Origin of the sequence: Arthrobacter sp. H14 (genome assembly GCF_000520495.1) — a bacterium.
GTDB lineage: Bacteria > Actinomycetota > Actinomycetes > Actinomycetales > Micrococcaceae > Arthrobacter_C.
This window is the reverse complement of sequence record NZ_KI914667.1, coordinates 22,383-33,897: the sequence shown is the minus strand read 5'-3', so window position 1 is coordinate 33,897 and position 11,515 is coordinate 22,383. Positions and strand designations below refer to the sequence as shown.

The 11,515-nt window shown below is 60.4% G+C and carries 13 protein-coding genes and 1 pseudogene; 9 read left to right on the top strand and 5 right to left on the bottom strand.

Translation table 11 applies throughout. The annotated features are described in order from the left end of the window. Positions 1-309: pseudogene (locus Y707_RS33160) on the bottom strand (hypothetical protein); the annotation flags it as partial. Between the two features lie 109 nt (positions 310-418). Between Y707_RS33160 and rpmI the strand changes: the two are divergent. The 3 genes from rpmI (at position 419) to Y707_RS0115280 (ending at position 2,076) form a co-directional block, all read left to right on the top strand. Beyond that, a complete protein-coding gene (gene rpmI / locus Y707_RS0115290; protein WP_026535736.1) occupies positions 419-613 on the top strand; it encodes a 50S ribosomal protein L35 in 195 nt (64 codons plus the stop codon). A gap of 111 nt (positions 614-724) precedes the next feature. Then, entirely contained in the window at positions 725-1,117 is a 393-nt protein-coding gene (rplT, locus tag Y707_RS0115285; RefSeq protein WP_026535735.1) for a 50S ribosomal protein L20, read from the top strand. A 14-nt stretch (positions 1,118-1,131) separates the two neighbouring features. Next, on the top strand, positions 1,132-2,076 hold the full coding sequence (locus Y707_RS0115280; RefSeq protein ID WP_026535734.1) for a TrmH family RNA methyltransferase: 945 nt from the start codon (positions 1,132-1,134) through the stop codon (positions 2,074-2,076). Here the strand turns inward: Y707_RS0115280 and Y707_RS0115275 are convergent. Then, positions 2,073-2,336, bottom strand: coding sequence for a GlsB/YeaQ/YmgE family stress response membrane protein (locus Y707_RS0115275; RefSeq protein ID WP_026535733.1), 264 nt, complete (start codon positions 2,334-2,336; stop codon positions 2,073-2,075). The two genes, Y707_RS0115280 and Y707_RS0115275, sit on opposite strands and share 4 nt — an antisense overlap. Positions 2,337-2,483: 147 nt before the next feature. On the opposite strand from Y707_RS0115275, the gene Y707_RS0115270 reads away from it, so the two are divergent. Then, positions 2,484-3,425: a cation diffusion facilitator family transporter gene (locus Y707_RS0115270; RefSeq protein WP_026535732.1), complete on the top strand. Its 942-nt coding sequence runs from the start codon at positions 2,484-2,486 to the stop codon at positions 3,423-3,425. On the opposite strand, the gene Y707_RS0115265 is transcribed toward Y707_RS0115270, so the two are convergent. After that, a complete protein-coding gene (locus tag Y707_RS0115265) occupies positions 3,386-4,642 on the bottom strand; it encodes an MFS transporter (protein ID WP_035781933.1) in 1,257 nt (418 codons plus the stop codon). The genes Y707_RS0115270 and Y707_RS0115265 overlap by 40 nt on opposite strands. Before the next feature lie 231 nt (positions 4,643-4,873). Here Y707_RS0115265 and Y707_RS0115255 point away from each other — a divergent pair, with 231 nt between their 5' ends. Further along, positions 4,874-5,335, top strand: a complete 462-nt coding sequence (locus tag Y707_RS0115255) for a (deoxy)nucleoside triphosphate pyrophosphohydrolase (protein ID WP_026535730.1) — start codon at positions 4,874-4,876, stop codon at positions 5,333-5,335. A gap of 38 nt (positions 5,336-5,373) precedes the next feature. Here the strand turns inward: Y707_RS0115255 and Y707_RS26500 are convergent, their stop codons facing one another. Next, the gene (locus tag Y707_RS26500) at positions 5,374-6,462 is read right to left on the bottom strand and encodes an Rv2578c family radical SAM protein (RefSeq protein ID WP_035781942.1); all 1,089 of its coding nucleotides are present in this window, start codon (positions 6,460-6,462) and stop codon (positions 5,374-5,376) included. Positions 6,463-6,510: 48 nt separating this feature from the next. Between Y707_RS26500 and pcp the strand changes: the two genes are divergently transcribed. Together pcp and Y707_RS0115240 are read left to right on the top strand one after the other, a co-directional pair. Then, positions 6,511-7,164, top strand: coding sequence for a pyroglutamyl-peptidase I (gene pcp, locus Y707_RS0115245; protein ID WP_035781931.1), 654 nt, complete (start codon positions 6,511-6,513; stop codon positions 7,162-7,164). Between the two features lie 112 nt (positions 7,165-7,276). Further along, complete coding sequence (locus Y707_RS0115240; protein WP_026535728.1) at positions 7,277-8,758, top strand: long-chain-fatty-acid--CoA ligase; 1,482 nt, start codon at positions 7,277-7,279, stop codon at positions 8,756-8,758. Here the strand turns inward: Y707_RS0115240 and Y707_RS0115235 are convergent. After that, positions 8,748-9,197 carry an eCIS core domain-containing protein gene (locus Y707_RS0115235; protein WP_026535727.1) on the bottom strand — a complete coding sequence of 150 codons (450 nt, stop codon included), beginning with the start codon at positions 9,195-9,197 and terminating at the stop codon, positions 8,748-8,750. The genes Y707_RS0115240 and Y707_RS0115235 overlap by 11 nt on opposite strands. Positions 9,198-9,306: 109 nt before the next feature. Here Y707_RS0115235 and pheS point away from each other — a divergent pair, with 109 nt between their 5' ends. Then, on the top strand, positions 9,307-10,368 hold the full coding sequence (pheS, locus tag Y707_RS0115230; protein ID WP_026535726.1) for a phenylalanine--tRNA ligase subunit alpha: 1,062 nt from the start codon (positions 9,307-9,309) through the stop codon (positions 10,366-10,368). Then, the coding region (locus Y707_RS26495) for a phenylalanine--tRNA ligase subunit beta (protein ID WP_035781929.1) at positions 10,369-11,515 on the top strand (1,147 nt) is incomplete at its 3' end.

Genomic DNA, 11,515 nt, shown 5'->3' with positions numbered 1-11,515 from the left:
TCCGAAACCTGCCGCTGAACCGGCGGCTTCGAAACCGGCCGCCGAGCAGCCAGCTCCAAAACCGGCCGAAACTGAGCAGCCGGCTTCGAAACCGGCCGAAGCTGAGCAGCCAGCTCCGAAACCTGCCGCTGAACCCTCGGCTGCAAAACCTGCCGCTGAGCCGGTGGCTTCGAAACCTGCCGCCAAGCCGGCAGCACCGAAACCCGTTGGCAAACCGGCAGCGCCGAAGCCTCGGGCCGGTTCCACCAGTAAGCCTGCTGGCAAGACGCCGTCGAGCCAGAGTAAGTCGGACGCTGACAAGTAGGCCATGTGCCTGCTTGAGCCGTTCCGGCCAGTCCAAAAACCGTCAATGGTTCCACCGGACCATTGCAAGAGCCGAGGGCGCAGCCCGAGGAGATATGTAAGGAGATCGGTAGCCATGCCGAAGATGAAGACACACAGTGGCGCTAAAAAGCGCTTCAAGCTGACCGGCTCAGGCAAGCTCAAGCGCCAGCAGGCGAACCGCCGTCACTACCTGGAGCACAAGTCCTCGACGCTGACCCGCCGTCTGGCCAGCGACAAGATCGTCTCCCCGGCTGATGCCAAGAACATCAAGAAGATGCTGGGTAAATAACCCACATCCGTTAATGGCTGGACCTTCCGGTCCACAGCCACTTATTTACCAGCTTTCCTGACTGTTCCGCAGCGACCGGTTCAGGGATATGAAATTTGAAGGAGTACGCACGTGGCACGTGTGAAGAGGGCAGTCAATGCCCATAAGAAGCGCCGGGTAATTCTCGAGCGCGCAAGCGGATACCGCGGTCAGCGTTCGCGCCTGTACCGCAAGGCCAAAGAACAGGTCATCCACTCGTTCGTATACAACTACAACGACCGCCGCAAGCGCAAGGGCGACTTCCGCCGGCTGTGGATCCAGCGCATCAACGCCGCAGCGCGCGCCAATGGAATGACCTACAACCGGTTTATCCAGGGTTTGAAGGCTGCCGAAATCGAGGTCGACCGCCGTATGCTGGCTGAGCTGGCCATCAGCGACGCCACCGCATTCACCGCGCTGGTCAAGCTGGCCAAGGACAACCTGCCTGAGGACACCTCCGCGCCTGTCGCTGCCGGTTCCCGTTAAGCAGTCCGCCTACAGTGCACGACGCCGGGCGCCTGCAAGCACCGATCATCGCCAATACCCGTTCAGACCGGGTCCGTGATGTCGCAAAGCTTGCCGGGCGTCCGGCGCGTTTAAAGCGCGGACAATTCCTGGCTGAAGGGCCGCAGGCCGTACGTGAGGCGCTGGCCGCTCACCGCAATCGGGCCCCTTCAGGACGAGTGGTGGTCGTTCAATTGTTTGCGACGCAGGAATGCCTCAACCGCTTTCCGGAATTCGACGAACCTGTTTCCGGGGTGAAGCTGCGTCTGGCAACAGATGAAGTCCTCGCCGTGATGGGGGATACGGTTAGCTCCCAAGGCGTTATCGCAGTTTGTAATACCATCGATGTTGAACTTGCTGAAGTCCTGGAACGGCGGCCGCGTCTGATCGCGGTTTTCTCGCGGATGCGGGATCCGGGCAATGCAGGGGCCGTACTGCGTGCCGCGGATGCTGCCGGGGCCGACGCCGTCGTCATCACTGCTTCAAGCGTTGATATCTACAATCCCAAGGCTGTACGGTCAACTGCTGGGTCGATATTTCACCTGCCGGTTGTCGTGGGAGAGGACTTGGGGGCGCTGACCCGCCGGCTAAATGAGTCCGGTCTACAGTTGTTTGCTGCCCATGGATACGGGAACCATGATCTGGACGTGCTCCAGGACGAGTGCGCTAGCCGGCGCCTCCGGCGTGGCGATGAGGACGTGCCTGTTTCGAAGCACATGGGGAATCGCCAAGGCCCTAAAGGCCCTGCCCTCGAACTTCCAACCGCTTGGATATTCGGTAATGAAGCCCAAGGTCTGGCCGAAACGGAATTGGCAATGACCGATTACAGCGTTTCCGTTCCCGTCTACGGCACTGCTGAAAGCCTGAACCTTGCGACTGCCGCGACTGTCTGTCTCTATGCCAGCGCCCGCGCCCAGCGGAATAGGCGTCCGGCAGATTAGGCGTTTTTGCGGCCGGTAACCGCACCGTAGACGAAGGCGACCAGCAGTCCACCGACGATGGCCATGATCCATGAGCCGAGGTCGAAGAACGAGCTGACTCCCTGCCCGAAGAGCGCGCTGCCGATCCAACCACCCACCAGGGCACCTACAACGCCGAGGATGAGACTGCCGATCCAGCCTCCGCCAACCCGGCCGGGCATGACCATCTTAACGATCACTCCGACGATCAAGCCGAGGATGATCCAAGCCATGATTCCCATGACTCCTCCTTCATTTCCGGTGACGACATTCGTCACACGTAAGCATACTTAGTATAACGTTGGCGGTGCCAGAAAGCGCTGCCGAGCTGTAGCGTGGCGAAGTACAATCCTCAACGTTCCGACGGTATGAAGTGCAGGTGGTACGCAGTGGCAGGAAGCGGCGGCACTAAGGCGGTTATCGCGGCTTTGATCGCGAATCTCACGATCGCGGTCTTCAAGTTCGTGGCGTTCATCCTCACCGCATCATCATCGATGCTTGCGGAGGCGATTCACTCCGTTGCAGATTCCGGTAACCAGGTACTGCTCCTGGTCGGGGGCAAAAAGGCTAAGCGCCGGGCAAGCCCCCAACACCCCTTCGGCTACGGCCGGGAACGATACATCTATTCGTTTCTCGTTGCCATAGTGCTGTTCAGTGTCGGTGGTCTTTTCGCGCTCTATGAGGCCTACCAGAAGCTTCAGCATCCGCACCCAATCGAGGGATTCTGGTGGTGGGTGCCGCTTGCCGTTCTGGTTGGAGCGATCGTTGCGGAGTCGTTCTCATTCCGGACAGCAATCGTTGAGTCGAACCGTGTGAGGGGAGATAAGAGCTGGGCGGAATTCGTGCGCAAGGCCAAATCGCCGGAGCTACCCGTTATTCTGCTCGAAGATCTGGGAGCGTTGCTCGGACTGACTTTCGCCCTCTTCGGCGTCAGCCTCACGTTGATCACTGGCAACAGCGTTTGGGATGCGGTCGGAACGGCAATGATCGGCGTACTCCTGGTCATCATTGCCATCGTGCTTGCGATGGAAACGAAATCACTCCTGCTTGGCGAATCGGCGACGAAGGAGGACGTGCAGAAGATTGAGCAAGCACTGCGCGGTCCCTCCGGCACCGAAATAATCCACCTCAAAACACTGCACCTTGGACCGGAAGAATTACTGGTGGCAGCTAAGATCGCGATTAGCCACTCGAATTCGGGTGAAGACGTTGCCGGGGAAATCGATAGTGCTGAACAGCGGATCCGGGAGGCTGTCCCGATTGCGCGGGTGATTTACCTGGAACCGGATATTTACTCCACGAAGGCAGCGGCGTCCGACGAAACGCGTTGACGGTTCTTCAACCTTCCGCTGAAAAGGGCGATTAACAACCCCAGAACGGCAAGCACAGCACCGACGCGCGCCGGCGCAACGAGCCCCCAGCCCCAGGTAATGACCAGGCCGCCGAGAAATGCACCGAGGGCGTTGGCTGTGTTCAAGGCGGCATGGTTCAGGGACGCCGCCAATGATTGCGCGTCACCGGCGACGTCCATGAGCCGGGTCTGCAGCGCCGGCACCAGCATCGAGCCGGCGGCTCCAACCAGGAAGACCAGCAGGATGGCAGACCAGGGAATCCGGACGGCCCAACTGAATACCAAAAGAACAGTAGCCACCGCAATCATGCAGCCGTAGATGCTTCCCATCACGGAACGGTCCGCGATTCTGCCACCGATGATATTGCCCACGACCATCCCGATGCCGTAGAGCGCGACGATAAACGGAAGAGCAGTTGAAGGAAGACCCGTAACCTGCGTCATTGTCGGACTGATGTAGGAGTAAACGGCGAAGAAGCCTCCGAAGCCGACGATGCCAATCAGCAGGGCCAGCCAGACCTGGATCCGTTTCAAGGCGCCAAGCTCCCGCCGGATGCTTGCGTCCGCAGCGGCATGCTGAAACGGTACGTACTTCGTTACGAGTACAAGGGTCAGCAAACCGATAAGCCCGACGAATACGAACATTAGCCGCCAGCCGAATTGCTGTCCGATCCAGGTAGCCAGGGGGACGCCGATGACGTTCGCGATGGAAAGCCCGAGCATTACCGAGGCAACGGCGCGGGCACGCCTGGTGGGCGGCACCAGGGAAGCGGCAATAATGGCCGCGAGGCCGAAATAGGCACCATGCGGCAGGCCCGAAATGAATCGCGTGAACAGCAGCCACCCATAGTCAGGCGCCACGTAAGAGGAAAGATTCGCCAGAGTGAACAGGAGGATCAATCCCAACGCGAGCTTTTTCCGTGGCATTCGCGCACCAAGAACTGCCAGCAATGGTGCCCCCACGACAACACCCAATGCGTAAGCGGAGATCAGGTGGCCGCCCATGGCAAGACTGATTTGCAGATCTTCCACCACATCACTGAGCAAACCCATGATCGCGAACTCAGTGGTGCCAATGGCAAAACCGCCCGTCGCGAGGGCAAAGATGGCCAGCGTCATTCGTGTCTGAACAGCTCTGGCGCCCGCATCGGCCACCGGTGACGGCTGGACGGACGTGTCGCGCGCGGAGGAAGGCATTGATGTCTTTCGTTGAAAGGAAACTGATGACGGCCGGTCCAACAGCGGTCGCTGCCACCTGCTCAGGAATGGCCGGAAACGGGGCCTGAAGTGGTGCTGGGAATGCCGGTGATACGATCACTCATTGCCGTTGCAGGGCAGGGACCCCTTCTGTACAACAACGGACAGATGATTTTGTTCCGCGTTCAGGATACCGCCGTGGCGCGTAGACTCTGCAGCGTGGAGTCAAACATCACGTCATTGAAGCAAGTCGTCGGTGCCGCCATCGTCGATTCACTGGCATATCCGAGCCGGTTGCTCGTCGCCCGAAGGAGCGCACCGCCGATGCTGGCCGGACTGTGGGAATTTCCCGGTGGAAAGGTTGAACCGGGGGAGAACTGCACTCAGGCGTTGCACCGGGAGTTGATGGAGGAACTTGGCGTATCCGTTCGTCTCGGCACCGAAGTCGAAGGTCCCCATGAACAGGGGTGGCTGCTCAACGAACGTGCCGCGATGCGGGTCTGGATGGCCGAACTGACGTCAGGTGTTCCGCGTCCGCTGGAAGACCACGACTTGCTCAACTGGTTGGACCTGGGCTCTGCTGAAACACTCGCGGCCTTGCCTTGGATTCCTGCAGATTATCCGATAGTCGCCGGGCTGCTGGCCGCCATCGGCGAGCCAGTGGACACCACAGGTCCCGCTCCCGGCAGGTGAGGGTTGAAGGTTACCGAGGGCTGGCCAAGTACAGGGAGCTAGAAGAGCGTCGGCTGGAGATCTCCCGTCTTAATTGGGTCCGGCCGGCCATTCCGGGATGATGGAGCAGCATCCGACGACGCCGGCGCGGTTCCTTCCGGATTGCTGGCTTCACCCTCCTGGCTCGAACGGATAAAGCGGGCGCCGCCATCAAACCCATGTCGTTTCTTGAAATAGCCCACACGTGATGCCAACCAACGACGGTAATCCTTCGATGCGTAGGTTCCACCGGAATACAAACGGCGGTATCGTCCAACGAGTTGTGGATGCTCCTTCGCCAGCCATTCCATAAACCACTCCCGGGCACCAGGACGCAAATGTAGCGGACCCGCGGTAACACCCGTGGCTCCGGCGGCAGCGAGCTGGGACAGCAACGAATCCAGTGCTTCATCCGAATCCGTGAGCCAAGGAAGGATTGGCATAGCCATGACCCCGCAGGGAAGGCCAGCTTCCCGCAACCGGCTGATCAGTTGCAGCCGTGCTTTCGGCGTCGGCGTGCCCGGTTCAAGACGTTTGGCGAGATCCGGATCGGTTAAGGCCAACGATATTCCCATCCCGATCTCAACCTGCTTGGACGCCTCTTTCAGCAGAGGGATGTCCCGGGCCAGCAACGTCCCCTTTGTCAGTATGGAGAAGGGAGTGCCGGAATCAGCGAGGGCCGAGATAATTTCCGGCATTAGCTGATATCTACCCTCAGCCCGCTGATAAGGGTCCGTATTCGTTCCCATGGCCACATGGTGGCGCTGCCATGAGGCCTTGGACAGTTCCGCCCGCAGCACCTGGCCGGCATTGACCTTCACGACGAGCTGGCTGTCGAAGTCTGGGCCGGCATCCAGGTCCAGATAGGTGTGCGTTTTACGCGCAAAGCAGTAGACGCAGGCATGGCTGCAACCGCGGTAAGGGTTGATCGTCCATTCGAAGGGCATTGCGGACCGGCCGCCAACACGGTTCAGGACCGATTTCGCCTGTACCTCGTGGAAAGTCACCCCTGCAAATTCGGGCGTTTGCACCGAGCGCAGGAATCCGGCCATGGGCAGCAGCGCCGGTTCCGACGGCGGGCGTCCGTTCGTCTGATTGCTCCACCTCATACTGTATTCGAACATACTTTCGAGGAACATTCAAGGTAATCTTTGATTATGCCGACAAAGATTCTGCTGACAGGCTTCGAGCCTTTCGGCGGCCAAAGCATAAATCCGTCATGGCAGGCCGTTCAGCTTGCGGCGGCAGAGCTGACTGACGCCGGATACGTCGTCCACACGCTTGAGTTGCCGTGCGTCTTCGGCCAATCCGCGGGGGTCCTCAGCAGTGCACTCAACGAAGAGCGGCCGGACCTGGTCTTGTGCGTTGGACAGGCGGGCGGCCGTGGCCGGCTATCACTGGAACGCGTTGCGATCAATATCGACGACGCCCGCATCCCGGACAACGCCGGAAACAGCCCGGTGGATTCCGCTGTCGTGGATGGTGGCCCGGCTGCATACTTCAGCAGTCTGCCCATCAAGGCATCCCTCCTTGAGTTGCGCAGGATAGGAATACCCGCCGAGGTTTCACAGTCCGCCGGCACCTATGTTTGCAACCACGTTTTCTATGCTCTTATGCAAGAACTGCAGTACGGCGTTCACCGCGGTGCCAAGGGCGGATTCGTCCATATCCCCTTCTCGCCGGAGCAAGTGCCCGACAGTTCGGTTGCCAGCATGGAAACAACGACGGCGGCTTCGGCCTTGGCAGCCATTGTCCGGGTCAGCGTGGCCACCGGTGGAGACATTGCAATGGCGGCCGGGGCGACCCACTGAACAGACAGGTTTCTTCCACCGTGATCAGGGACCCCTTGTAACCTGCGGCTTCTGTCGGTAAGAATGCTTCCAGGGGGCGACGAAGCTCCATACCTGTTGAAGGAGCTGATCCATGTCGAATCTGGCGAACATTCTGGTCCAGTCCGCGGAGTCCAATCCGGACAAAGTGGCTATCAAAATGGATGACATTGAACTTAGTTACGGTGTCATTGAGGGACTGAGCCAGAGGGTTGCAGGCTTGCTCCAGTCCAACGGCATTCAGCCGGGGGACCGGGTGGCGCTGATCAGTCCCAACATTCCGCCAATGCCCGCTGTCTACTACGGCATCCTTCGGTACGGAGCCGTCGTCGTGCCATTGAATCCGTTGTTAAAGGCCCGTGAGGTGGAATTCCATTTGAATGACGCCGGAGCCAAACTGGCGTTCGTCTTCGAAGGGGTTCTCGGGGAAGTGCAGGAGGGAGCCAAGGCCGGCGGAGTTGAAGTCGTCAGTATGGACTCTTCCTTTGCCAAGATGCTTGGTGGCCATGATGCGATTTCCGCCGTCGCGGAGGCCGACCCTTCGGATACCGCGGTCATTCTCTACACGTCCGGCACGACCGGCAGACCCAAAGGTGCGGAACTTACGCATGAGAACCTTCGGTCCAATGCAGAGCTGTCCCGCAGCCTGTTCAGCATCACCCCTGACGATGTCCTTTTTGGTGGGCTTCCGTTCTTCCACATCTTTGGGCAGACCTGCGCCTTGAACTCGGCCGTCTCCGCTGGCGCTACGATCACGATCCTGCCGAAGTTCGACCCGGTGAAGGCAATGGAAATAATCCAGCGGGATAAGGTCACCATCTTCCTCGGCGTCCCCACCATGTACATTGGCCTGCTCGGGGTCCCGGACCGGGATAATTATGACGTTTCCGCGCTCCGGATGGCGGCCTCGGGCGGTGCTGCGTTGCCGCTGGAAGTGTTGCGCGGGTTCGAATCGTCCTTCGACGCGACTCTCCTGGAGGGATATGGACTCTCCGAGACCTCGCCTGTGGTGTGCTTCAACCAGATGGACGGCATTCGCAAACCTGGTTCCATCGGCACCGCCGTCCGCGGGGCGGAATTACGTGTCCTGAATGAGGAGGGCCAGGAAGTTTCCCCGGGGGAGGTCGGGGAGCTTGCCGTTTCCGGTGGATACGTGATGAAGGGATATTGGAACAATCCCGAGGCGACCGAAGCTGCCATTCCCGATGACTGGTTCCGAACCGGCGACATGGCCAGAATGGATGAGGACAAGGTGTTCTTCATCGTGGACCGGAAGAAGGACATGATTCTGCGTGGCGGATACAACGTTTATCCGCGGGAGGTCGAAGAGGTCCTTTACGAACATCCCGCCGTTTCGGAGGCAGCAGTCCTCGGGCAGCCGGACGAGGTGCATGGCGAGGAAGTCGTAGCCGTCGTCGTACTCAAAGAAGACGCTGAGCCGGTGGAGCCGGAGGAGATCAGGGACTTTGTGGCGGAACGGATTGCTGCCTATAAGTATCCGCGCCGCGTGGTCATCGCCGACGAGTTGCCTAAAGGACCGACCGGCAAGATCCTCAAACGCGAGATCAAGGTCTAATCAAAGACCATGACGGCCGCGGAAAATGCCGAATGACCGGCCGTTCCGCGTAGCCGCCGTTCCGCAGGCCGGCGTGGCGCTCAAACAGGTTCCGGGATGCAGGATCGCCGGTACGCCACAGTGACCAGACGGCGGCCGCCGCATACAGAGGAAGGAACGGCAGCCCGAGGCACATTGCATACTGTGTGCTGTGCCTTGCCTCGTGACGGACCAGCGCGGCTGATGCGGTTGCCTGCGGGCCTGGTTGCCGGAAGAAGACGACATTGCCGACGGTATAGGCCGCGGCGGCGGGCAGCCGCGGCCGGTATCCGGACGCGAAGAGGAGACCCTGCGGACCCCTGCTGACCGTACTGCCGGTGGCCGCGGCAATGCCGACCCCGAGCGGGGTGGAAAGGTTGACCATGTTGATGACCTGCCGGAGCCGGTGACTTCCCTGCATGGCAGTATTCTAACTGCGTTCAATGGGTCACTGACGGTGTTTTTCAAAGCTGTCGCAGCTGTCTACTAGACTTGCTGTGCCCGACATAACTTCTAAGTGAGAACTGTTGATGACTGAACCCTCCAACGAGTCCCCGGCGGCCAACCCGCTGGACGAATCATCCGTCAATACCGCCGTGGACCAGGCGCTCGCGGCCATCGCCGCCGCAGCGGATCTGGAAAGTCTGAAGGTTGTCCGCCTTGCCCATACCGGTGACAAGTCGCCCTTGAGCCTGGCCAACCGTGCAATCGGCACGCTGCCCAAGGACCAAAAGGCCAACGCCGGCAAGCTGATGGGCGCTGCCCGTGGCCGGGTCAACAAGGCGCTGGCCGAGCGGACCGTGGTGCTTGAGGCCGAACGCGATGCCAACATTCTGGTCGAGGAAGCCGTTGACGTTACGGCTGCTCCCCGGCGTCGCAGGGCAGGAGCCCGGCACCCCCTCTCGACGCTTCAGGACAGGGTCAGTGACATCTTCGTCGGGATGGGATGGGAGATCGCCGAAGGCCCCGAAGTCGAATCGGAGTGGTTCAACTTCGACGCCCTGAACTTCAAGCCGGATCACCCTGCACGTGCCATGCAGGACACCTTCTTCGTCGAGCCTCCGGAGGCTCACCTGGTGCTGCGCACCCACACGTCGCCGGTGCAGGTCCGCTCGCTGCTCGAGCGTGAACTGCCGGTTTACGTGCTCTGCCCGGGCAAGGTGTTCCGTACGGATGAACTGGATGCCACCCACACCCCGGTCTTCCACCAATTCGAGGGTCTTGCGGTGGACAAGGACCTGAGCATGGCGGACCTGCGCGGAACGCTGGAGCATTTCGCCCGGTTGATGCTCGGCGAAGCGGCGGAGATCCGGCTGCGTCCGGCCTTCTTCCCTTTCACCGAACCATCAGCCGAACTCGATGTCTGGCACCCCGGGGCCAAGGGCGGCCCCCAGTGGATCGAGTGGGGCGGCTGCGGGATGGTCAATCCTGCGGTGCTGTCTGCGGCCGGAATCGACCCGGAAATCTACTCCGGATTCGCCTTTGGAATGGGTATAGAGCGGACGCTGATGTTCCGCAATGACGTCGGGGACATGCACGACATGATCGAAGGCGACGTCAGGTTCAGCGAACACTTCGGGATGGAGATTTAGATGCGGGTCCCACTGTCATGGCTGCGCGAGTATGCCCAGGTACCGGATGGAGCGAGCGCCGAAGAGGTAATGGCCGACCTCGTCCGGGTCGGTCTTGAGGAAGAGGACGTACACCGTCCCTCAGACGAACTCTACGGTCCTATCGTTGTGGGCGAGGTCCTCTCCAAGGAGCCGGAGCCGCAGTCCAACGGTAAGACCATCAACTGGTGTCAGGTACAGGTGGCTCCGGAAGGAACGACGGCGGCGGACGGCGGCGACGCGGTGCACGGCATAGTTTGTGGCGCCGATAATTTCGTCGTCGGCGACAAGGTTGTGGTGACACTTCCCGGGTCTGTGCTGCCCGGTGACTTCAAGATCGCCCCGCGGAAAACCTACGGACACATTTCCGATGGCATGATCGCCTCTGTGCGTGAACTCGGTATTGGCGAGGATCACGATGGAATTCTTGTGTTGTCCACCATTGGAGTTGATGCCGAAATCGGAAGCGACGCCGTCGTACTCCTGGGGCTCAATGACGAGGCCGCCGAAATCAACGTGACGCCGGACCGCGGATACTGCTTCTCGATCCGTGGAGTCGCCCGCGAGTATGCACACGCAACGGGGACCGACTTCACCGATCCGGCGGAGCAAGTGACGGTGCCCAAGCCGGATGGAGCGGGCTATCCGGTCAAGATTGACGACCAGACGCCTATTCTGGGCCGGGCTGGTTGTGACCGGTTTGTTGCCCGGACGATCCGGAACCTGGATGTATCGGCGCCGACGCCGCCATGGATGGCTGCCCGGCTGCGGCTCGCCGGTATTCGTTCCATTTCACTCGTGGTCGATGTCACCAACTACGTGATGCTGGAACTGGGTCAGCCGCTGCACGCGTACGACCTTGACAAGCTCTCCGGCGGAATCACCGTCCGCCGGGCGCAGCCAGGCGAGAAGCTGCGGACCCTCGACGACCGCGAGCGTGCTCTCGATCAGGAAGACCTGCTGATCACGGACGACTCCGGACCTATCGGAATCGCCGGCGTGATGGGTGGCGAAAGCACAGAGACGTCTGGAACGACGACCAACGTCCTGATTGAAGCGGCCCACTTTGAGGAAGTCAGCATCGCCCGCTCGGCCCGCCGGCACAGGCTTCCCTCCGAAGCATCCCGAC